At 70.6% G+C, this 22,813-nt stretch carries 20 protein-coding genes; 16 read left to right on the forward strand and 4 right to left on the reverse strand.

Annotation, left to right across the window (positions count from 1 at the left end; genetic code table 11):
* Nucleotides 1–13: 13 nt before the first annotated feature.
* From Q8X39_RS16120 to Q8X39_RS16135, 4 genes are read right to left on the reverse strand one after another with little or no spacing between them, the layout of a single operon-like run.
* Entirely contained in the window at nt 14–325 is a 312-nt protein-coding gene (locus tag Q8X39_RS16120; protein WP_305750697.1) for an STAS domain-containing protein, read from the reverse strand.
* Nucleotides 326–333: 8 nt separating this feature from the next.
* Nucleotides 334–699, reverse strand: a complete 366-nt coding sequence (locus Q8X39_RS16125; RefSeq protein WP_305750698.1) for a response regulator — start codon at nt 697–699, stop codon at nt 334–336.
* A 6-nt stretch (nt 700–705) separates the two neighbouring features.
* Entirely contained in the window at nt 706–1,074 is a 369-nt protein-coding gene (locus tag Q8X39_RS16130; protein WP_305750699.1) for a response regulator, read from the reverse strand.
* A gap of 34 nt (nt 1,075–1,108) precedes the next feature.
* The gene (locus Q8X39_RS16135; protein WP_305750700.1) at nt 1,109–2,260 is read right to left on the reverse strand and encodes a methyl-accepting chemotaxis protein; all 1,152 of its coding nucleotides are present in this window, start codon (nt 2,258–2,260) and stop codon (nt 1,109–1,111) included.
* 327 nt (nt 2,261–2,587) lie between these two features.
* On the opposite strand from Q8X39_RS16135, the gene Q8X39_RS16140 reads away from it, so the two are divergent.
* From Q8X39_RS16140 to Q8X39_RS16215, 16 genes are all read left to right on the forward strand, one after another.
* Nucleotides 2,588–3,856, forward strand: a complete 1,269-nt coding sequence (locus tag Q8X39_RS16140; RefSeq protein WP_305750701.1) for a methyl-accepting chemotaxis protein — start codon at nt 2,588–2,590, stop codon at nt 3,854–3,856.
* 75 nt (nt 3,857–3,931) lie between these two features.
* Nucleotides 3,932–6,007 (forward strand): sensor domain-containing diguanylate cyclase, encoded by a 2,076-nt coding sequence (locus tag Q8X39_RS16145; RefSeq protein ID WP_305750702.1) that lies wholly within the window; start codon nt 3,932–3,934, stop codon nt 6,005–6,007.
* 344 nt (nt 6,008–6,351) lie between these two features.
* Entirely contained in the window at nt 6,352–7,317 is a 966-nt protein-coding gene (locus tag Q8X39_RS16150) for a hypothetical protein (RefSeq protein WP_305750703.1), read from the forward strand.
* Between the two features lie 80 nt (nt 7,318–7,397).
* Nucleotides 7,398–9,311, forward strand: a complete 1,914-nt coding sequence (locus tag Q8X39_RS16155; protein WP_305750704.1) for a cytochrome c3 family protein — start codon at nt 7,398–7,400, stop codon at nt 9,309–9,311.
* Nucleotides 9,308–11,416: a cytochrome c3 family protein gene (locus Q8X39_RS16160; protein ID WP_305750705.1), complete on the forward strand. Its 2,109-nt coding sequence runs from the start codon at nt 9,308–9,310 to the stop codon at nt 11,414–11,416. The genes Q8X39_RS16155 and Q8X39_RS16160 overlap by 4 nt, the downstream gene beginning before the upstream one ends.
* A 79-nt stretch (nt 11,417–11,495) precedes the next feature.
* The gene (locus tag Q8X39_RS16165; RefSeq protein ID WP_305750706.1) at nt 11,496–13,961 is read left to right on the forward strand and encodes a hypothetical protein; all 2,466 of its coding nucleotides are present in this window, start codon (nt 11,496–11,498) and stop codon (nt 13,959–13,961) included.
* Entirely contained in the window at nt 13,951–14,643 is a 693-nt protein-coding gene (gene ccmA / locus Q8X39_RS16170) for a cytochrome c biogenesis heme-transporting ATPase CcmA (RefSeq protein ID WP_305750707.1), read from the forward strand. The genes Q8X39_RS16165 and ccmA overlap by 11 nt, the downstream gene beginning before the upstream one ends.
* Before the next feature lie 68 nt (nt 14,644–14,711).
* Nucleotides 14,712–15,380, forward strand: coding sequence for a heme exporter protein CcmB (ccmB, locus tag Q8X39_RS16175; RefSeq protein ID WP_407068022.1), 669 nt, complete (start codon nt 14,712–14,714; stop codon nt 15,378–15,380).
* 192 nt (nt 15,381–15,572) lie between these two features.
* Entirely contained in the window at nt 15,573–16,334 is a 762-nt protein-coding gene (gene ccmC, locus Q8X39_RS16180; protein ID WP_305750709.1) for a heme ABC transporter permease CcmC, read from the forward strand.
* Between the two features lie 46 nt (nt 16,335–16,380).
* A complete protein-coding gene (gene ccmD / locus Q8X39_RS16185; protein ID WP_305750710.1) occupies nt 16,381–16,536 on the forward strand; it encodes a heme exporter protein CcmD in 156 nt (51 codons plus the stop codon).
* A gap of 3 nt (nt 16,537–16,539) precedes the next feature.
* Entirely contained in the window at nt 16,540–17,001 is a 462-nt protein-coding gene (gene ccmE / locus Q8X39_RS16190; RefSeq protein ID WP_305750711.1) for a cytochrome c maturation protein CcmE, read from the forward strand.
* Entirely contained in the window at nt 16,998–18,992 is a 1,995-nt protein-coding gene (locus tag Q8X39_RS16195; RefSeq protein ID WP_305750712.1) for a heme lyase CcmF/NrfE family subunit, read from the forward strand. The genes ccmE and Q8X39_RS16195 overlap by 4 nt, the downstream gene beginning before the upstream one ends.
* The gene (locus tag Q8X39_RS16200; RefSeq protein WP_305750713.1) at nt 18,989–19,525 is read left to right on the forward strand and encodes a DsbE family thiol:disulfide interchange protein; all 537 of its coding nucleotides are present in this window, start codon (nt 18,989–18,991) and stop codon (nt 19,523–19,525) included. The genes Q8X39_RS16195 and Q8X39_RS16200 overlap by 4 nt, the downstream gene beginning before the upstream one ends.
* A complete protein-coding gene (locus Q8X39_RS16205) occupies nt 19,518–20,057 on the forward strand; it encodes a cytochrome c-type biogenesis protein (protein WP_305750714.1) in 540 nt (179 codons plus the stop codon). The genes Q8X39_RS16200 and Q8X39_RS16205 overlap by 8 nt, the downstream gene beginning before the upstream one ends.
* Before the next feature lie 79 nt (nt 20,058–20,136).
* Nucleotides 20,137–21,486, forward strand: a complete 1,350-nt coding sequence (locus tag Q8X39_RS16210; protein WP_305750715.1) for a tetratricopeptide repeat protein — start codon at nt 20,137–20,139, stop codon at nt 21,484–21,486.
* 13 nt (nt 21,487–21,499) lie between these two features.
* On the forward strand, nt 21,500–22,813 hold the full coding sequence (locus tag Q8X39_RS16215; protein WP_305750716.1) for an NAD(P)-binding domain-containing protein: 1,314 nt from the start codon (nt 21,500–21,502) through the stop codon (nt 22,811–22,813).

The raw sequence follows: 22,813 nt of genomic DNA on the forward strand, positions 1-22,813 counted from the left end.
GGGCGTCCCGTGTTCAGGCCTTCGCGGCCGGCTCGTCGATCAGGCCCTGCAGGCCGTAGGTGCGCAGCACCTCGCGCACCACCGGGCTGGCCTGGACGATGCGCAGGCTCGCGCCGGCGAGCTTGAGCGTGTTGCGCGTGGCCAGCAGCAGCTGCACGCCGGTGCTGTCGCAGGCGGTCACGTCGGCCAGGTCCAGCAGCAGGTCCTGCGTGGTGCCGCCGTTGGCGGCGAGGACCGCCAGCAGGGCCTCGCGCTGGGCCTGGGCTTGCTGGATGTCCAGCTCGCCGTGCAGGGCGTGGTGCGTGGCAGGTGGCGTGGCGGTCATGGCGGCGCTCAGACGCAGAGCTTGTTGACCGCCTCGACCAGCTGCGACGGCTGGAAGGGCTTGGTGATCCAGGCGCGGGCGCCGGCGGCACGGCCTTCGGCCTTCTTGGCCTCCTGGCTCTCGGTGGTCAGCATGATCACCGGCGTGAACTTGTAGGTCGCCAGCGTCTTGATGTGGCGCAGGAAGCTCAGGCCGTCCATCTGCGGCATGTTCACGTCGCAGACGATCAGGTTGATCTTCTGGCCGGTCAGCTTGGCCACGGCGTCCTTGCCGTCGCCAGCCTCGACGACCGCGTAGCCGGCCTTCTGCAACGCCAGCTTCACGACGGTGCGGAAGCTGCTCGAGTCGTCCACGACCATGACGGTCTTGCTCATGTCGTCTTACTCCTTGAAGAACGAATTGACCAGTTCGACCAGCTTGGACGGCTGGAAGGGCTTGGTGATCCAGGCGTTGGCACCGGCGGCGCGGCCTTCGGCCTTCTTGGCCTCGCTGGTCTCGGTGGTCAGCATCACGACCGGCGTGCGGCCATGACGCGGCAGCGTGCGCAGCTGGCGCACGAAGGTCAGGCCGTCCATGCCGGGCATGTTCACGTCGCAGACCAGCAGGTCGATCGCCTGCCCGCCGAGCTTGCGGGTCGCGTCCTGGCCGTCGCTGGCCTCGACCACGTCGTAGCCCACACGCTTGAGGGCCAGCGCGACCACGGTGCGGAAGCTGCTGGAATCGTCGATGACCATCACGGTCTTGCCCATGGAAGTTCTCCTTCAGTCTGGGTGGGTGCCGGGTTCAGAAGAACTCGACGCCGCTGTTGCGTTGGATGTCCACGGTGCCGTGGTGGTGATTGCGCTGCTCTTCCATCGTGTAGGTGCGCTCGAGGTCTTCGAGCCAGCGCGCGGCGTCGGCATGCGAGGCCTCGTCATGGACCTCGATCCAGCCGGCAAAGCGCTGCATGTCGTTGCCGATGGCATCGAGCATCTGCGTCAGCCGGTCCTGGAACTGGAAGCCGACGAAGATCTGTTCGAGGTCGGCACCGAGCCGCACGCTCAGCGACTGCAGCTCGCGCGACGACTCCAGCGAGCGCGACAGGTCGCGCACCAGCACGGCCACGACCTCGCGGGCCTGCAGGCGGGCGCGCAGGTCGATCTCCTCGTCGGAGCGGGTCTGGGCGAGCGCCTGGTTGCGGGTCTGCTCGATGCGCTCGGACAGCTTCTGGATGCGCTGGGCGAGTTGCGCGCCGTTGCGGTCGCACTGGTTGGCCAGCGAACGGACCTCCTGCGCGACGACGGTGAAGCCCTGGCCCTCGCGGCCGGCGCGGTGGGCCTCGATCGAGGCGTTGAGCGCCACCAGGCCGGTATTGGCCGCGATCTGGCGCACGTCCTTGACCAGGCGCTGCAGGGCCTGCAGTTCCTCGTGCAGGCTGGCGATCTCGTCGACCATGGCGCGGCGCTGGCGGGTGGCCTCGTGCATGGGCTCCAGCAGCGCGTCGATTGCGCCGGCATGGACCTCGACCACCTCGTCGGTGGTGCCGGCCCGCAGGCTCAGGGACGTGCCCTCGACCTCGCGGGCCGCCACCGACAGGCCGTCGGACAGGCTGGAGAAGTTCTGCAGCAAGGCATCGATCTGCTTGCCGGCCTCGTCGCGCGAGGCCTCGATGTGGCGCTTCCACACCGGCACCACGCGGCTGACCATGAGGCGCGCACCGGCCTGGGCCGCGCTGGCCGGTGCCGCACCGTCGTGGCGGCCCAGCCGACGGACCAGCCAGCCGGTGGCCAGCGAGCCGGTGAGCGCCAGGCCGACGGCGATCGGACCGGCCGGGGCCAGCGTGGCGACGGCGGCGCAGGCCAGGCAGCCGGTGGCGGCCAGCAGGTCGATGCCGGTGCGCGGCGCGGCAGCGGCTGCCGGCGTCGCCCCGTTCCCGCTGTCGGGATGTGCGGTCATGTCCTGGTTCAACGCAGCCCCCGTGTCGGGAGCTGTCGCGTGGACGGCGTGCAAGTGACCATGTGACCGCGCTCCATCTGGAAAAGTCGTCGTGTTCGGGTCGCATCCGGCCTGCCCGTGGTGCGGGCTTGCCGAAGCGCTCAGTTCGTACTGTCGGGGCGCAAGGCCCCATGCAATGGCTGGATATCGGCTGCCGGAATGGCCTACTTCTGCGGTTTTCGTGGCGGCTTGTCACAGAACAATCCGGTCAACCGGGGTTTCCTGGGCGCTCGGTCTTCTCGCCCCGATCGCGCCTGGACCGCCCCACCGACCTTTCGAGGAACACGGATGACGATGAACCTGTTGGCACCCGCATCGCCCGCCATGGCCGGCAGCCCGGCCAGCGAGGACGGCACCGACGAAGGCACGACGCGTCCGACCGCCCGGCCCGGCGGCGCCGGTGACACGACGCTGCGCAACTTCTTCCGCTACCACGGCGTGTTCGCGCCGGGCGTGCGACTGATGCGGGCCATGTCGGTGCGCGGCAAGGCCACGCTGCTGGCGACCGCCTTCGTCGTGCCGCTGGTGCTGGCGCTGCGGCCGGTGCTGCAGGGCCGCGTGCTCGAACCCGACGACGTCGCGGCGCTGCTGATCGGCGTGGGCCTGTGCCTGGGCCTGGCGATCTACATGCTGCTGTCGTTCTACCGCGTCACGCACGGTGGCCTGGCCCACTTGAAGGACCAGGTCGGGCGCATGGCCAGCGGTGACCTGAGCATGCGACCGCAGCCCTGGGGCCGCGACGAGGTGGCCCATGCGATGCACTCGCTGGGTCAGTCGCTGGGCCGGCTGGCCGACCTGTTCGCGGTGGTGCGCCAGGGTGTCGCGGCGTCCTCGCATGCCTCACGCGAGATCGCCGCCGGCAACCATGACCTGGCCCGCCGGACGGCACAGGCGTCGGCCGCGATCGACCAGGTGCTGGCCGGCGTGGGCCAGTACATCGAGCAGCTCGACGCCAGCGGCCTGCGCGTCGACGAGGCCGAGGCGGTGGTGCAGCGCATGCGCCTGGACGCCGCGCATGCGCGCCACCAGATGTCGCAGCTCGACGCGCGCATGCAGACGCTGCAGGGCCGCAGCCGCGAGATCGTCGAGATCGTCGCGCTGATCGACAACCTGGCCTTCCGCACCAACATCCTGGCGCTCAACGCCTCGATCGAGGCGGCCAAGGCCGGCGAGGCCGGTCGCGGTTTCGCCGTCGTGGCCCAGGAGGTCCGCAGCCTGGCCGGGCGCAGCGCCGAATCGGCCCGCCGCATCGGCGAGATCATTTCCGGCTCGACCGACGACATCGCCCAGGGCCACGTGCTCGCCGGCGAGGCCGCCCAGGCGCTGCGCCAGACCGATGCCCAGGTCGCCCGCATCCACGACGAGATGCAGCAGATCGTCGGCCTGACCCGCGCCGGCCAGAACAGCTCGCAGGAGATCCTGGCCGAGCTGCGCCGGCTGGGCGCGCTGACCCAGGAAAACCACGCCCTGGTCGACCAGATGGCCGAGGCCTCCAACGCGCTGAGCGCCGAGGGCGAGCGACTCGACCTGACCGTCGCGGGCTTCAAGCTGATCTGAGCCGGGCGAGGTCCCGGCTGGAATCGATACCGGTCCTGATACCGAAGCGACAGGTCGCGTGCCTACACTGAAGCGGTGTCCCAGCCCTCCCTGCCCACCCGCACCCGCCGACTGATGCACCGGCTGCGCCTGCGTGCCAGCCTCTGGAGCGGTTCGCTGCGACTGCGGCTGGCGCTGTCCTGCGGGGCGCTGATCGCGGTCAGCGTGATTGTGGTGACCGCGGCGGTGCTGGCGCGCGGCTCGGCCCACACCCGGCAGGCGGTGCTCGACAACGAGGCGGCCAGCGTCGACCACCTGGCGGTGCTGCTGCGCGACCGGGTGGTGCGCCTGCAGCTGGCGCTGCGGGCGGCGGCCCAGCCGGTCGATGAGCGCGTGATGCTGGACCGCGAGGCCCAGCAGCGCTACATGAGCCAGCGCCAGGTGCTGGCCACGCTGTTCTCGACCATCGCGCTGGTCGACCTGGACGGCCGCGTGCTGGTGCTGCGCGACGGCTCGACCATCAGCCACCCGGACATCCGGGTCGGCGACCGGCCCTATTTCCACACCACGCTGCAGCAGGCTCGCCCGGTCGTGTCCGACCCGATGATCGGCCGCGTCTCGCGCGAGGCGGTGGTCGCGCTGACCATGCCGGTGCTGGGCGGCGACGGCCTGGTCCGGGCGGTCCTGCTGGGCACCCTGCGGCTGAACTCGCGCGACCTGCTCTACGGCCTGGGCGGTGCCGACGGCAGCAACCAGGAGGTCATGCAGACCGTCATCACCGATGCCAGCGGGCTGGTGCTCGCGCATCCCGATCCGGCCTACATCCTGCGACCGATCGACGAGGTGCCCGGCCTGCGCGTGGCCGCCGCGCGCTGGATCCGTGCCGGCCGGCCGATCGAGCCGCTGCCCGAGGCCTACAGCGACGCCGGCTACGTGGTGGCGGCCGCCGGCGTGCCGGGGCCGGACTGGATGGTCTTCCGCATCGCCAACACCGATGCGCTGCTCGGCGGCGTGCGCTCCGTCGTGCGCGAGGCCTTGTTCTACGGCGCCGGCGTGGCGCTGCTGGCGATGGCGCTGCTGTGGGTCTGGGTCACGCGCCTGCTGCGCCCGCTGGACCAGCTGGAGGAGCGCGCCCGGGCGCTCGGGCCGGGCGGGCCGCCGCTGGAGGATGGCTGGCCGGACGCCGCCGGCGAGGTCGGCGAGTTGGAACGGGCGCTGCGCGTCGCGCTGCACCAGCGCGCCCGCGCCGAGGCCTGCAACGCCGAGCTGCTCGTCAAGCTGCGCTCGGTCATGAGCACCGCGCCGATCGGGCTGGCCTTCACCCGCGCGCGCGCCTTCGAGCTGGTCAGCGACGAGTTCTGCCGCCTGTTCGGCCACCCGCCGGGCGGGCTGATCGGCGAGTCGGCCCGGCTGATCTATGCCTCCGACGAGGACTACGCCGGACTGGGCGCCAAGGTGGCCCAGTCCTTTGCGGAAGGTCGTCCCTACAGCGGCGACCACCACTTCGTGCGCCGCGACGGCAGCCGCTTCGTGGGCGAACTGACCGGTCGGCCGGTCGATCCGCACGACTCCGGCGCCGGCACGATCTGGCTGCTGCGCGACGTCACGCAGGAGCGTGCCGAGCAGCGCGAGCTGGCCTGGAGTGCCAGCCACGATGCGCTCACCGGCCTGCTCAACCGAGCGCACTTCGAGCGCACGCTGTCCTTGCTGGTCGAGCGCAACCGCCAGCTTGAACGGGCCGGCGAGCCCTGGCCGACGGCCGCCGTGCTGTTCATCGACCTGGACCTGTTCAAGCAGGTCAACGACAGCGCTGGCCATGCGGCGGGCGACGACATGCTGCGCTCGGTCGCCCGCGCCCTGACGGGCAGCCTGCGCCGAGACGAGTGTGTGGCCCGGCTCGGCGGCGACGAGTTCGCGGTGCTGCTCGAAGGTTGCGACCCGATCGCCGCCGAGCGCCTCGCGCACAAGCTGCTGCGCGCGGTCGAGCAGATCCGCCTGCCCTGGGGCGAGCGCCAGCTGCAGGTCGGCGCCAGCATCGGCCTGGTGGTCCTCGAACCGCCGCTGCGCGAACCCGATGCCCTGATGCACGCGGCCGATCTGGCCTGCTACGCCGCCAAGCAATCGGGCCGACACGCGGTCCGGATCGCCGAGCGGGCCGAGCCCCCGGTCTGAGCGTGTAACAAGCGCAACGCGCACATCCCCTGAATGGGTGGACCCAATTGGGTCAATGAACCCGACCGGACCTGCGGCGCACGGGGCATTCCTGCACGGATCATCCTGCTGCAATGCAGCATCTCGACCGACGGGACCGGCTCTTGAGGGTGACGTTCGTGAGGTAAATCACGGACCTGTCGATACCGGAAGGTGTGTCGCGCCTTACGTTTGCTCACGGCGGACTTCAGCGAAGTTTCATGCGTCGACCCTAGGATCCTGGGAAATCGTTCCATTGAATCGCTTTGAGTTGGGTTGAAGTACCCACCTCGACGCATCAGAACCTACCCAACCGGATCACGACCGTGAGCTCAGTCCTGTCTGCCCAGAACCCGGCGCGCCTGCATGCGCAGCCGGCACCCGCGCCGGTGCGGCCCGTGGACATGCCAGCCGGCGAGTCCGGCGCGGCGTCGCATCCGTCCGCCCGGCGCGGCCAGCGCAACGCGTCGGTCCTGCTGACGCTGGGGGCCCTCCTGGGGGCCACCTGGGCGATCAGCCAGCGCGGCTGGTTCCAGGCCGGCGACGACATCGGCTACTGGCTGGGCGTGGTCGGCGGCTCGATGATGCTGCTGCTGCTGCTCTACCCGCTGCGCAAGCACGTCCGCGCGATGCGCGGCTGGGGCTCGCCCAAGGTCTGGCTGGCCGGCCACATGGTGCTGGGCATCGGCGGTCCGCTGCTGATCCTGCTGCACTGCGGTTTCCAGGTCGGTTCGCTGAACGCGGCGGCGGCCCTCTACAGCATGTGCATCGTCGCCGCGAGCGGCGTCATCGGCCGGTTCCTGTACGTGCGCGTCAACCGTGGCCTGGTCGCAGAACGCAACGCCCTGGGCGACTTGCGGCGACAGATGGGCTTCGATGGCGAGCGCCGCTCGATGCTGTGGTTCGCGCCGCAGGTGCAGCAGGACCTGGATGCCTTCGAGGCCGACGTGGTCGCCCGCAGCAAGTCGCCGTCCGGTGCCGGCCGGCACTGGCTGCGCCTGCTGCTGGTGCTGCCGCTGCGCAGCTGGTCGGTGCGGCTGAAGGCGCAGCGCGAGATCCGCGTCGCGCTGCGGGTGCTGGCGCGCGAGCAGAACTGGCAGGGCAGCCTGCTGCGCCAGCGCCAGCGCCAGGCGCGACGCTCGCTGGTGTCCTACTTCGTCGCGGTGATGCGGGTGGCCCTGTTCGCCGCCTGGGAGCGCCTCTTCGCGCTCTGGCACGTCGCCCATATCCCCTTCGTGTTCCTGCTGGTGATCGCGGGCGTCGTGCACGTGGTCGCGGTCCACGCCTACTGATGCGTGATGCGCACGCCCCCGGCCATCCGCTGCGGTCCCGCCTGACGGGCCCTCGGAGCCTTGGCCTGCCGACCGGGTGGGTGCGCCTCGTCGCGCGTGCGGTGAGCCACCTCGGCGCCCTCGTGCTGCTGGCGACGCTGTGGCTGCTGTCTGCTGCCGCGCAGGCCCAGGGCATCGAGTCGGTGCTGTCGCCGGGCAAGGTGGTGCAGTCGCATGCCAAGGTCGAGGCCGACTGCAAGAGCTGCCACGTCAAGTTCGACCGCGCCGCGCAGGACCGCCTGTGCAGCGACTGTCACAAGGACATCGCCGCCGACGTTCGCGACAAGTCCGGCTTCCATGGCCGCAAGCTGGCGACCCAGCCGAGCGCCTGCCGCGACTGCCACACCGACCACAAGGGCCGCAACGCCCGCATCGTCGAGCTGGACGTCAAGGCCTTCGACCACACCGGCCTGGCCGACTGGTCGCTGCGCGGCGCGCACATCAAGACCGAGTGCAAGAGCTGCCACCTGCCCGGCAAGAAGTGGCGCGAGGCGCCGCAGGACTGCCTGTCGTGCCACAAGAAGGACGACACCCACAAGGGCACGCTGGGCCCGAAGTGCGCCGACTGCCACACCGAGACCGACTGGAAGAAGACCACCTTCGACCACGACAAGACCCGCTTCGCGCTGAAGGACAAGCATGCCGACGCCAAGTGCGGCGACTGCCACCGCGACAGCAACTACCGCGAGACGCCGCGCACCTGCATCGGCTGCCACCGCAAGGACGACGAACAGCTGATCAAGGGCCGGCGCGGCCACCAGGGCCAGTACGGCGAGAAGTGCGAGACCTGCCACACCGCCAAGGCCTGGAAGCCCAGCACCTTCAACCACGACGTCGACACGAAGTACCTGCTCAAGGGCAAGCACAAGCCGCTCGAGTGCAAGGCCTGCCACACCGGGCATCTGTACAAGCAGCCGGTCAAGAGCGACTGCCTGAGCTGCCACCTCAAGGACGACAAGCACAAGGGCACGCTGGGCAAGGACTGCGCGTCCTGCCACAACGAGCGCGGCTGGAAGGACCAGGGCAAGTTCGACCACGACAAGACGAAGTTCCCGCTGCTGGGCAAGCACGTCGAGGCCGAGTGCAAGGCCTGCCACAAGTCGCAGGTCTTCAACGAGGCGCCCAAGGACTGCATCGGCTGTCACGAGAAGGACGACAAGCACGACAAGACCCTGGGCCGCGACTGCGGTGCCTGCCACGGCGAACGCGACTGGAAGACCACCAAGGGCAAGTTCGACCACGACAAGACCCAGTTCCCGCTGCGCAACGGCCATGCCGTGCCCAAGCTCGAATGCAAGGCGTGCCACAAGAGCCTGAAGGACATGCGCAAGACGCCGCTGGACTGCCTGAGCTGTCACAAGAAGGACGACAAGCACGAGGGCCAGCTCGGTGCGCGCTGCGAGAGCTGCCACACCGACAAGACCTGGAAGACCACCATCGGCTTCGACCATGCGAAGACCCGCTTCCCGCTGACCGGTCGCCACATCACGACGGTCTGCAAGGACTGCCACACCACCGGCGCCCGCTTCAAGGACGCGCCGATGGACTGCTGGAGCTGTCACAAGAAGGCCGACAAGCACAAGCAGACGCTGGGCACGGCCTGCGAGAGCTGCCACAACACGCGGTCCTGGGGCCTGTGGAACTTCGACCATGACCGCCAGACCAGCTACAGGCTCGAAGGTCCGCATGCCAAGGTCGCCTGCATCACCTGCCATGCCCGTCCGGCACCGGCCGGGAAGAAGGTCGCGCCGACCGGCAACACCTGCATCGCCTGCCACCGCAAGGACGACGTTCACGACGGCGCCTTCGGCAACCGCTGCGAGCAGTGCCACGTGGTCGACAAGTGGAAACGCATCATCAACCGGGGCATGAGCCCGCCGCCCGTGCTGCCCGCCACACCATCCGTCACACCGCCCGCCAAACCGCCCGCCGGGACGAACCGGAGTCCGTCATGAAGCTGTCCACCGCATCCCCCCTCCTGACCTGGCTGAGGACGCGCCTGGCGATGCTGGCCCTGCTGCTGGTCGGCCTCGCGGGCCTGTTGCCCGCCGCGCAGGCGCAGGCGGTGGGCCGTGACTTCGACCACAGCCGCACCGGCTTCGTGCTCAACGGCGCCCATGCCCGCGAGCGCTGCGAGTCCTGCCACGTCAACGGCGTCTTCAAGGGCACGCCGCGCGACTGCCAGACCTGCCACACCAGTGGCAATCGCCTGGCCCGCACCAACACCGTCAAGTCGACCAACCACATCCCGACCACGGCGCCCTGCGAGACCTGCCACACGACCCAGTCCTTCAACGGCGCGCGCTTCAGCCATGCCGGCGTGGTGCGCGGCACCTGCGCGACCTGCCACAACATGCGCAATGCGCCGGGCAAGCCGGCCAACCACATCGCCACCACCGCCAGCTGCGACACCTGCCACCGCACCACCGCCTGGCTGCCCGCCACCGGCACGGACCACAGCACCTTCACGATCGCGACCAACTGCGCCAGCTGCCACAACGGCAGCAGCGCGACCGGCAAGACCGCCCGCCACATCGGCACCGGCTCGCTCAACTGCGCCAGCTGCCACAGCACGCGCGGCTGGCTGCCCAGCACCTGGAACCACAGCCAAATGGCGGTGACCGGCACCTGCGCCAGCTGCCACAACGGCAACAACGCCAGCGGCAAGTCGGCCAACCACCTGGTGACGACGGCGCAGTGCGACACCTGCCACAAGTCGACCGCCAGCTGGACGGCCGGCACCAAGGTCGACCACGGCACCTTCTCGGCCGCGACCAACTGCGCCAGCTGCCACAACGGCAGCACCGCCACCGGCAAGCCGGCCCGCCACATCACGACCGGTGCGCTGAACTGCACGTCCTGCCACACGACCACCGGCTGGCTGCCGAGCAGCTGGAACCACAGCCAGATGATGGTGACCGGCACCTGCGCCAGCTGCCACAACGGCAACAACGCCAGCGGCAAGCCGGCCACCCACCTGATCACCTCGGCGCAGTGCGACACCTGCCACAAGTCGACCACCAGCTGGACGGCCAGCACCAAGGTCGACCATTCGACCTTCACGACCGCCACCAACTGCTCGACCTGCCATAACGGCAGCGCCGCAACCGGCAAGCCGATGACGCACATCCCCGTGGGTGCGACCAACTGCGTCAGCTGCCACGCCACCACCGGCTGGAAGCCGCACCGCTTCACCCACACCCAGGTCATCGTCACCAACCAGTGCAGCAGCTGCCACAACGGCAGCTTCCCGCCGGCAGACGGGCGCACGGCCTCGCACATCCCCTACCAGTCGCTGACCGGCGTGGTGATCACCAACTGCGACACCTGCCACAAGTCCGGCTTCGTGTCGTGGACGCCGGCCCGGCTGCACACCAGCGTGACGGTGACGGCCCAGTGCGCCACCTGCCACATCGCGATCAAGCCGGCCACCGGGGTCCACGTGGGCGTGACCGGCAACTGCGAGAGCTGCCACCGCTCGACCGCCTCGTGGGCCTCGGCCACCTTCGCGCACTCGCCGGCCAACGCGGTGGGCACCGGCACCTGCGACACCTGCCACAACGGCGTGCAGGCCAAGGGCAAGCCGCCCGGCAGCCACATCCCCGTGCCGGCGGGCGTCGCCAAGTGCGATTCCTGCCACCGCTCGCAGACCTCCTTCGCGACCGCCGTGACGATGAACCACACCGCCGTCGTGTCCGCCACCTGCAAGAGCTGCCACAGCGGCGCCTTCGTGTCCCAGGGCGTCGTCGGTGCCCTGGGCAAGCCGAGCAACCACATCCCGGAGGCGACCCAGCTGCTCAACGGTGCCGCGATGGACTGCAAGTCCTGCCACACCGGCACGACGGTCTGGACCACCGTGCGCATGAACCACAACAACACGATGGGCAACGGCGCGGGCTGGTGCAAGGCCTGCCACCAGAGCGGCACGGCCTTCCTCGGCAACATGGAAAAGAAGTCGCTGACCCACGAGCGCAGCTCGCCGGTGCCGACCGACTGCTCGATGTCGGGCTGCCACCGTCCCCTGGGCAACACCGGCAGCACCTACACGAACTGGGACTGAGGCCGGCGCGGCGCGCATCGCGCCGCGTCGACCAGAACCGCACAAGCACCTGACAAGAACGACAGCAAGGACCTGAACCGTGATCCATCGCCCCGACCCGACCCGAGCGCTCGCGCCGCTGGCCCTGGCCTGTGTGGCGGCCTGCCTGACGCTGGCCCCGTCCGTTGCCCGGGCCCAGCTGCTCGACGATCTGGAGCTGCGCCGCGAGGGTGCGGACGCGATCGTGCAGGTGCGCTTGCTGACGCCGGTGCGCTACGGCCGCAGCGTGAGCACGCGCAACGGCGACCTGTTCCAGGTCTACTTCGACGCGCCCGACCTGCGCGACGCGACGATCCAGCCCAGCCAGCGCCGCCTGGAAGCCAGCAACGGCCTGCCGGCCCTGACGGTCAACGAGGAGCCGCTGCTGGGCAGCCTGACGCAGCGCAAGCTGGTGGTGCGGGTCGACCCCGCCGTGCGCCTGCGGGTGCGCAGCGGCCGCGACAACCGCAGCATCGAGCTGGTGCTGCCGGGGCTGGGCCCGAAGGTCCGCACGGCGGGCGCGGCGCCGGTGCCTGCGCCCGCACCGGCCACCGTGACGCCGGCCGCGCCGACCCCGGCCGGCGTCACGGTGATCGTGCTGCAAAGCTCGACCGACCCGAACCTGCGGCTCGAGATGCCGATCCCGAAGCAGCTGCAGTCGCTCGACCTCACCACCACCACGCGCGTGGTCGACGGCGTGACGCGCCACGAGCTGCAGCTCGGTCCCTTCGCCGATCCGGCCGAGGCCCGCCGCGCGCTGGAGATCCTGCGTCCGCGTTTCCCGGCCGCGACGCTGGCGACCGTGATGCCCGCGCCAGCCACCGCCGGCAGCGCCGGCACGCCCGTGGACGTCGAGGCCAGTGCCGCCGCCTTGCTGGCCGAGGCCCGGGCTGCCAACAACGCCCGCGACAACGCCACCGCGCTGGACCGCCTGAACCGCTTGCTGGACCTGCCGCCGAACCGGTCCAGCCGCGAGGCCCAGGAGCTGATCGGCCTGGTGCGGCTCAACGCCGGCGACACGGCGCGGGCGCGGCGCGAGTTCGAGACCTTCCTGAAGCTCTACCCGACCGGCCCGGACAGCCAGCGCGTCACCACCCGCCTGGCGGCGCTGCCGCCCGAAGCCGCCGCGCAGGCCGAGACACCGCGCAAGCAGGCCGCCACGACGACGGTCAACGGCTCGGCCGGCCTGTACTACTACGGCGGCCAGTCCAAGATCCGCTCGGAAGAGTTCCGCGACTCGCCGATCAGCGGCCTGCCCGAGCTGGTCCAGAACCCGACGCTGACCGGCACCGACCAGCGGCTGGCGATCGGCACCTTCGACCTCAATTACCGCCACCGCAGCGCCGAGCAGGACCTGCGCTTCGTCTTCCGCGACAGCTACAGCGCCGACCTGATGCCCGGCCGGGCCGACCGAAACAGGCTGTCGGCGCTGTACGTGGACCACAAGTCCTTCGAGCGCGGCACCAGCATCCGGCTGGGTCGGCAGTCGCCCAACGGCGGCGGCGTGCTCGGCCGCTTCGACGGCGCCACCGCCGGCTACACCTTCATGCCGAAGTGGAAGGTCAACGCGGTGGCCGGCCGTCCGACCGACAAGCTGCAGCAGACCAAGCGCTACTTCGGCGGCCTGTCGGTCGATGCCGACGCGCTGGCACCGAGCGTGTCGGGCAGCCTCTACGCGATCCAGCAGAACATCGACGGCCAGATCGACCGCCGTGCCATCGGCAGCGACCTGCGCTACTTCAGCGGCGGCACCTTCGTGTCCGGCTCGCTGGACTACGACACCGTCATGCGCGCCGTCAACATCGCGGCGCTGCAGGGCACCTGGCAGGACATCGACGCCAACGGCAACGCCGGCACGACCGTCAACTTCCTGCTCGACCGGCGCGCCCAGCCGATGCTGATGCTGGGCAACGCGCTGTTCTTCCAGGACCCGAACGGCGCCGCGGTGCCGGTGCGCCTGAGCGACGCGCTGGCGCTGCGCGACATCGAGATGCTGCGCAGCTCCGTGCGCACCACCACCGCCTACGCCAACCAGGCCCAGCTGGGCGTGACCACGCCGCTGGACGAGCGCTGGCAGGTCGGCGGCGACCTGCGCATGACGCGGGTCGGCGCGATCGAGGCGGTGCCCTCGCTGGCGCTGCCCGCGCAGCCGGCCACCGGCAACATCTGGAGCCTGGGCGGCCAGCTGATCGGCAGCAACCTCTACTCGGTGCGCGACACCCACGTCTTCAACGTGACCGCCCAGCGCGGCCCGAGCTTCAGCGGCCTGCTGTTCATGTACAACAACCTGTCGGCGCTCAACGAGCTGTGGAGCGTCGAGCCGTCGCTGCAGGTCTATCGCCAGAGCAACGACAACGGCCTCAAGCTCGACCGCATCAAGCCCGGCCTGCGCGTGACCTGGCGGGTCGACCCGGCCGTCACGCTGGAGTCGGCCGCCGACTACGAGATCAGCCGGATCACCACGACCACAGGCAACGAGAATACGAACCGCGTGTTCTATTACCTGGGCGGTCGTTATGACTTCTGATCCCGCGGCGCCGCTCGAGGCCCGCGACCTGGCCTGCCGACGTGGCGAGCGCAAGCTCTTCGGCGGCCTGAACCTGTCCCTGCGGCCCGGTCGGCTGGTCTGGCTGCGGGCCGACAACGGCCGCGGCAAGACCAGCCTGCTGCGCCTGCTGGCCGGCCTGGCCGCGCCGGATGCCGGCGAGGTCCACGCGGGTGGCCTGCCGGTGCGCCGCGCCGCCGCCGCCGGCCGCGCGCCGCTCTACATCGGCCATGCCAACGCGCTGAAGGACGACCTCAGCGCGGCCGAGACGCTGGCCTTCACCGCGCGCCTGCATGGCCGCGTCGCCGCCGCCGATCCGCAGGCGGCGCCGGTGCGTGCCGCGCTGACGCGCATGGGCATGGCGCAGCGGCTGGACGCACCGGTGCGCACGCTGTCGCAAGGCCAGCGCCGCCGCATCGCGCTGGCCCGCCTGGCGCTGGAGAGCGCGCCGCTGCCCTGGATCCTCGACGAGCCCTACGACGCGCTCGACAGCGCCGGCATCGCCGCGCTGGACGGCCTGCTGGGCGAGCACGTCGCGCGCGGCGGCTGCGCCATCCTGACCAGCCACCAGGCGCTGGCCGCGAGTGCGCCGCCGGCCGAGACGCTGTGGCTGACCCGCACCGGACTGGAATCCCGCCCGGCGGCCACGGAGGCCGCGCCATGAGCGCCGCGCTGTCACGGGTCGCACCGGCGGACGGTGCCGACGCGGCCGACCTGTCCGCTGCCGCGCCGCTGCTGGGCACGCTGGCCGCGCTGGTCCTGCGCGACCTGAGGCTGGCCGCGCGCCGGCGCAGCGAGGCGACGCTGCCGATCGTCTTCTTCATCGTCGCGGTGGGCCTGTTCCCGCTCGGGGTCGGGCCGGAGCCGCAGACGCTGCGCCAGATCGCACCCGGCGTGGTCTGGGTCTGCGCGCTGCTGGCGGCGATGCTGTCGGTCAACTCGCTCTATGCCGGTGACCATGCCGACGGCACGCTGGAGCAGCTGCTGCTGTGCGGTCAGCCGCTGGCCGGCGTGGCGCTGGCGCGTTCGCTGTCGCACTGGCTGCTGACGGGCCTGCCGCTGGTGGTCGTCGCGCCGCTGTTCGGGCTGATGTTCGACCTGTCGGCCGAAGGCATTGGCGCGCTGGTGCTGGGCCTGCTGATGGGCACGCCGGTGCTGAGCCTGCTGGGCAATGTCGGCGCGGCGCTGACGCTGGGCCTGCGCAGCGGCGGCATGCTGGTCTTCCTGCTGGTGCTGCCGTTGGCGGTGCCGGTGCTGATCTTCGGCACCGGCGCGGTCGGTGCGGTCGAGACCGGCCTGTCGCCGCAGCCGCATTACGCGCTGCTGGGCGCGCTGCTGATCGCGACCACCGGCCTGGCCCCGCTGGCCAGCGCGGCGGCGCTGCGGATCTCGACCGAGTGAACCAGCGCCCGTCGGTGCGAGGCGCGCAATCCACCTTCGCCTGTGCCCGTCAAGCGCCTGCGTCAAATCGCTGCATGTGCAGCCTGAGAGAATGCTGAAGGGGGTAGCGGACTGCCGCATCGGCAGGAACTCCCGCCCCCGCACCGACTCCGACGGCAGCCCTGTCGTCCGATCCACACACTGAACCAGCCGATGCAAAACTGGCGTCTCTTCACCTTTGCCGCACCGTCGCGCTTCTATGCGCTGACCGGCGCGCTGCTGCCCTGGCTCTGGGCTGTCACGATCGGCCTGGCGCTGGCGGGGCTCTACATCGGCTTCATCGTTGCGCCGACGGACGCGACCCAGGGCGAGGCCTACCGGATCATCTACATCCACGTGCCCGCGGCCTGGGTCTCGATGGTGCTGTACCTCGCGATGGCCTTCTGGGCCGCGATCGGCTGGGCCTTCAACGCCCGGCTGGCCTCGATGGTGGCGCGCGCCATCGCCCCGACCGGTGCGCTGCTGACCTTCCTGGCGCTGTGGACCGGCGCGCTGTGGGGCAAGCCGACGTGGGGCACCTGGTGGGTCTGGGACGCCCGGCTGACCTCCGAATTCATCCTGCTGCTGCTGTACCTCGGCTACATGGCCCTGGTGGCGGCGATCGACGACACCCGCCGGGCCGACCGGGCCGGCGCGCTGCTGGCGGTGGTCGGTGCGGTCAACGTGCCGATCATCTATTTCTCGGTCAAGTGGTGGAACACGCTGCACCAGGGCGCCACGGTCAGCATGACCGCCGCACCCAAGATGGCCGAGACCATGCTGCAGGGCATGCTGCTGATGAGCCTGGCCTTCTGGGCCTATGCCTTCGCGGTGGTGTTCTCGCGCACCCGGGCGCTGATCCTCGAACGCGAGCGCGACACCGCCTGGGTCGGCGAGCTGTGTGGCCGCCCGGCCGCCGGCACGGCCGCGTCCTGAACCCTGAACCCTGAACCTGTCACCCCGATCTCGACACGGACACCCGATGAAAGACTTCTGGTCCATGGGCGGCTACGGCCTCTATGTGTGGGGCTCCTACGCGGTCTGCGCCGCGGTGATGCTGCTTGAACCCTGGCTGGCGCGACAGCGCCAGCGCCGCGCGCTGCAGGCCGCGGCACGACCGATCGATGAGGAGATCTGATCCATGAAACCCCGTCACAAGCGGCTGGCGATTGCCGGCGGCGTGCTGGTCGCCGTTGGTGCCGTCGCGGCACTGGTGCTCAGCGCCTTCGAGAGCAACCTCGTCTTCTTCTACTCGCCCAGCCAGGTCGTCGCCAAGGAGGTCCCGGACGGCCGCACCTTCCGGCTCGGCGGCATGGTCGAGACCGGCAGCGTCCAGCGTGAGGGCGTCAAGGTCAGCTTCGTTGTCACCGACACGGTGCAGAAGGTGCCGGTGACCTACGAAGGCATCCTTCCCGACCTGTTCAAGGAAGGCAAGGGCGTGGTCGCCCAGGGCACCGTGCAGGCCGGCGTGTTCCAGGCCCGCGAGGTGCTGGCCAAGCACGACGAGAACTACATGCCGCCCGAGGCGGCCGAGGCCCTCAAGCGGGCCAAGGAAGGTGGACAGATGCAGAGTTCGCAAGCCGGCAAGGGAGCCCAGCCATGATCAGCTACGCCGAACTCGGGCACATCCTGCTTTGGATCGCGCTGGGCGTGTCCCTGGTGCTGGGCACCGTGCCGCTGGCGGGCGCCCAGAAGAACCGGGCCGACTGGATGGCGCTGGCCCGCCCCGCCACCAACCTCCTGTTCGTGCTGGTGCTGGGTGCCTTCGTCTGCCTCGGCGTCGGTTTCGTCACGCACGATTTCTCGATCATCTACGTCGCCAGCAACTCCAACAGCGCGCTGCCGCTGCCCTACCGCATCGCCGGCATCTGGGGTGGCCATGAAGGCTCGCTGCTGCTGTGGATGCTGATGCTGGCGGGCTGGATGCTGGCCGTGGCCCGCTTCAGCCGCGACCTGCCCATGCCGGTGCTGGCGCGCATCCTGGCCGTCATGGGCCTGGTCTCGGTGGGCTTCCTGGCCTTCACGCTGCTGACCTCCAACCCCTTCGACCGCCTGTGGCCGCCGGCCCCCGATGGCCGCGACCTGAACCCGCTGCTGCAGGACCCGGGCATGGTCATCCACCCGCCGATGCTCTACATGGGCTATGTCGGCTTCGCGGTGGCCTTCGCCTTCGCCATCGCCGCGCTGATCGGCGGCAACCTCGACGCGCAATGGGCCCGCTGGACGCGGCCCTGGACCACGGTGGCCTGGATGTTCCTGACCATCGGCATCGCGCTGGGTTCGTGGTGGGCCTACTACGAGCTGGGCTGGGGCGGCTGGTGGTTCTGGGACCCGGTCGAGAACGCCTCGTTCATGCCCTGGCTGGTCGGCACCGCGCTGATCCACTCGCTGGCGGTGACCGAGAAGCGCGGCAGCTTCAAGAACTGGACCGTGCTGCTGGCGATCATCGCGTTCTCGCTGTCGCTGGTCGGCACCTTCCTGGTCCGCTCGGGCGTGCTGTCCTCGGTGCATGCCTTCGCGACCGACCCGGCGCGCGGCCTGTTCATCCTGGGCTTCCTGGTGATCGTGATCGGCGCGTCGCTGACGCTCTACGCCTGGCGCGCCCCGAGCGTCGGCCTGGGCGCGCGCTTCGGCCTGCTGTCGCGCGAGACCCTGCTGCTGGGCAACAACGTGATGCTGGTCGTCGCGATGGCCGCCGTGCTGCTGGGCACGCTCTACCCGCTGCTGCTGGACGCCCTGAACCTCGGCAAGATCTCCGTCGGCCCGCCGTACTTCGACACCGTCTTCGTGCCGCTGATGATCCCGGTGATCTTCCTGATGGGCGTCGGCCCGATGACACGCTGGAAGCAGGCCGAGTTGCCCGACCTGGCGCGCCGCCTGCGCTGGGCCGCCGTCGTGGCCTTGCTCGGCGGGCTGGGCAGCGGCTGGTGGGCCGGCCGCATCGGCCTGATGTCGAGCATCGGCCTGGCGCTGGCCTGGTGGGTTGCCGCCAGCGTCGCCACCGACCTGTGGGAAAAGATCCGCCCGCTGCCGGGCGTGGCCACGATGGGCCAGCGCCTGCGCCAGGTCCAGCGCGCCACGGTCGGCATGATGGTCGCGCACCTGGGCGTCGCGGCCTTCATCTTCGGCGTGACGATGGTGCGCACCTACGAGGTCGAGCGCGACGTCAAGATGAATCTGGGCGACACCACCACCGTGGCCGGCTACACCTTCACCTTCCTGGGCGTGCGAGAGGTGCCGGGCCCGAACTACACCGCCGTACAGGGCCAGATCAAGGTCACGCACGAGGGCAGCGACGAGAAGCTGACCGAGATGTACCCGGAGAAGCGCGTCTACCGCGTGCAGCGCAACCCGATGACCGAGGCCGCGATCGAGGCCGGCCTGGCGCGCGATCTCTACGTCTCGCTCGGCGAGCCGGTCGACAACAACGATGCCTGGATCGTGCGGATCTACGTCAAGCCCTTCGTCGACTGGATCTGGATGGGCTGCTTCGTGATGGCGCTGGGTGGCCTCTTGGCCGCGACCGATCGCCGCTACCGCCGCAAGGTTGCCGCGACGGCGGCGCAGAACGCGGCCGAAGGGGTCTCCGCATGAACCGCAAGATGCTGCGCTTCCTGCTGCCGCTGGGCCTGTTCCTGGTCATCGCCGCCTTCCTGGGCGTCGGCCTGAACCGCGATCCGCGCGAGGTGCCGTCGCCGCTGATCGGCAAGCCCGCGCCCGAGTTCCAGCTCGCCACGCTGGCCGATCCGGGCAAGGCCATCGGCCGCGCCGACCTGCTCGGCCAGGTCTGGATGCTCAACGTCTGGGCCTCCTGGTGCGTGGCCTGCCGCGAGGAGCATCCGCTGCTGGTCCAGTACAGCCAGCAGAAGCGCCTGCCGATCTACGGCCTGAACTACAAGGACCAGCGTGCCGACGGCCAGCAGTGGCTGGCCCAGTTCGGCAACCCGTACACCGAGTCGCTGCATGACCTGAACGGTCGTGTCGGCCTGGACTTCGGCGTCTACGGCGTGCCCGAGACCTTCATCATCGACCGCGAGGGCGTGGTGCGCTTCAAGCACATCGGCCCGCTCACCCCGCAGGTGATCCGCGAGCGCATCGAACCCCTGCTGAAGTCCCTCAATGCCTGATCGACTGTCCCACCTGCGGTCCTGGCGCAGCGCCTTCGCCGCGCTCGTGCTGGCCTGCACCGTCATGCTGCCGGCCGCCCGTGCGGCCGAGGCCCTGCCCGCGGTCGCCGACCCCGAGCTCGAGCGCCGCATGCTCCAGATCACCGCCGAGCTGCGCTGCCTGGTCTGCCAGAACCAGACCGTGGCCGACTCCCATGCCGGCCTGGCCGACGACCTGCGCCAGCAGGTCCGCGAGATGCTCCACAAGGGCGCCAGCAACGAAGAGATCATTGCCTTCATGACCGCGCGCTACGGCGACTTCGTGCTTTACCGCCCGCCGGTCAAGCCGACCACGGTGCTGCTGTGGGTCGGTCCGGCGGTGCTGATGGTCGGTGGGCTGGTGGCGCTGATCGTCGTGCTGCGCCGTCGCAGCCGCATGCCCGCCGAGGCCTTCGAGCCCGACGAGGACGATCTGGCCGAGGCCGCCCGCGCCGCAGCGGGCGCCGACCCTGCCGAGGCGTCCGCCGCTGCCGCGGCCACCCCGCGCGCCTGAACCTTCCGATGCCTGCGGCCCGCCCTGCCGGGTGGCCGCGTCCCCGACTTCCTCACGCCCGTCCGGGCCGATCGCCTCCATGACCCCTGATCTCGCCACCCTGCGCCGCCAGCTCCAGCAGCTCCAGGAACTGCATGCCAGCGGCGCGCTGGACGATGCCCAGCTTGCGGCCAGCCGCGAGCGCCTCGAACGCCTGATCGTCGAGCAGGTGATGAACCAGGTCGATGATTCGGTGGTCGAGTCGACCGCGACGGTCGACGCCGCAGGGGCTGGCGCGACGCCGGTCGCTGCGGCGGCGGCTCCGAAGGCGGCGCCGATGGGGGCCGCACCGAACACCGCACCGACCACCGCCCGCGCCCGGCCTTCGGTCCGCCTGATCGCCTTCAGCGGCATGTTCGTGCTGGCGCTGGCCGCCGGTGGCTATGCCTACAAGGGTTCGCCGTCGCTGTGGAACCAGCGCGCCGGCACGCCCGAAGCCACGGCTGCGGCCGGCGGGCAGGGCGGGCAGGGTGGCAGCCACGAGGTCACGATGGAGCAGATCTCCGCGATGGCCGACGGCCTGCGTGACCGGCTCGCGAAGGAGCCGGAAAACGCCGAGGGCTGGGCCATGCTGGCGCGCTCCTACGTCGTGCTGGGCCGCCAGGCCGAGGCGGTGCCGGCCTACCGCAAGGCGATCGCGCTGGTGCCCGGTGACGCTGGCCTGCTGGCGGACCTCGCCGATGCGCTGGCCGTCACCAACAACCGCCAGATCGCCGGTGAGCCGATGAAGTACATCGAGCAGGCCCTCAAGCTCGACCCGAACCAGCCCAAGGCCCTGTCGCTCGCCGGCACCGAGGCCTTCCTGCGCGGCGACTTCAAGGCGGCGTCGACGCTGTGGGAACGCATCCTGGTCAGCCAGCCGGCCGACTCGCCGATGGCCGCCCAGGTGCGCGAGAGCATCAACGAGGCCCGCCAGCGCGGCGGCCTGCCGCCGCTGGCCGTGGGCGAGGTGCCCAAGGCCGTGGCTGGCGCGGCGATGCCTGCCGCCCGGCCGGCCCAGGCTGCCGCACCGGCCGCGCCGGCCCAGCCCGCCGCGCCTGGCAAGACCAGCGTGGCCGGCACCGTCAGCCTGGCCCCGGCGCTGGCCGCCAAGGCCTCGCCCGAGGACACCGTGTTCGTCTTCGCCCGTGCCGCCGAGGGCCCGCGCATGCCGCTGGCCATCCTGCGCAAGCAGGTCAAGGACCTGCCGATCACCTTCCAGCTCGACGACAGCACAGCCATGACGCCGGCGATGAAGCTGTCGAACTTCCCGCAGGTGATCGTCGGTGCGCGGGTCAGCAAGACTGGCAACGCGATGCCGCAGCCGGGCGACCTGCAGGGCCTGAGCCAGCCGGTCGCGCTGGGGGCGAGCGGGCTGAAGATCGTCATCGGCGAGGAAGTCGGCCGCTGAGGCCGGAGCGCCGATGGACTACACCTGGATCTACCTCGTCGTCCTGGTGCTGCCGGTGCTGGGCTATGTCTGGCTGCAGCGCCATCGCCAGACGCGTTCGCTGCACCAGCTGCAGGAGGCGACGGCCGCCGGCCTGAACGAGCCGCCGTCGCTGCACCCGGTGATCGACCCGGCGCGCTGCATCGGCTCCGGTTCCTGCCTGTCGGCCTGCCCGGAAGGCGCGCTGGGCATGGTCGCGGGCAAGGCGGTGCTGATCAACGCGTCGGCCTGCATCGGCCACGGCGCCTGCCAGCCGGCCTGTCCCTTCGACGCGATCTCGCTGGTCTTCGGCACCGAGAAGCGCGGCATGGAGATCCCGCCGGTCAGCCCGACCTTCGAGAGCAACGTGCCAGGCCTCTACATCGCCGGTGAACTCGGCGGCATGGGCCTGATCCGCAAGGCGGCCGAGCAGGGCCGGCAGGCGATGAACGGCATCCATGCGCGCTGCCAGGCCGACCCGGCCGGGGCGGCGGGCTTCGACCTGGACGTGCTGATCGTCGGCTGCGGCCCGGCCGGCATCTCGGCCGGTCTCGCGGCCAAGGCCCACGGCCTGCGCTACCGCCTGATCGAGCAGGAAGACGCGCTCGGCGGCACCGTCTACCACTACCCGCGCAACAAGATCGCGATGACCGCGCCGGTCGAACTGGCCATCGTTGGCAAGGTCAAGTTCGGCGAGGTCCAGAAGGAAAAGCTGCTGGCCTTCTGGCAGGACGTGGTCGAGCGCACCGGCTTGAAGATCCACTTCTCCGAGCGTATGGACGATGTCCAGCCGCTCGACAGCGGCGGCTTCGTGGTCCGGACCAGCCAGGGCGAGCAGCGCGCCCGCCATGTGCTGCTGGCGATGGGCCGACGCGGCACGCCGCGCAAGCTCGACGTGCCCGGCGAGTCGCAGCCCAAGGTGGTCTACCGCCTGAGCGACGCGGCCCAGTACGCCGGCCAGGCCGTGCTGGTGGTCGGCGGTGGCGACAGCGCGCTGGAAGCCGCGATCTCGCTGGCCGACGAGCGCGGCACCGAGGTCACGCTGAGCTACCGCAGTGCCGCCTTCTCGCGCGTCAAGGGCAAGAACCGCAGCGCGCTCGAAGCCCACCAGAAGAGCGGCCGCATCCAGGTCCTGCTGGAGTCCAAGGTGCTGCGCATCGGCGAGCGCGATGTCCAGATCGACGTGGGCCACGGAGCCCCGCGCACCCTGCGCAACGACGCCGTCATCGTCTGCGCCGGCGGCCTGCCGCCGACCCCGTTGCTGCAGAAGATCGGCATCCGCTTCGTCACCAAGCACGGCGAGGCTTGA

It is taken from the genome of Leptothrix discophora, from assembly GCF_030705305.1.
GTDB classification, from domain to species: domain Bacteria; phylum Pseudomonadota; class Gammaproteobacteria; order Burkholderiales; family Burkholderiaceae_C; genus Sphaerotilus; species Sphaerotilus discophorus.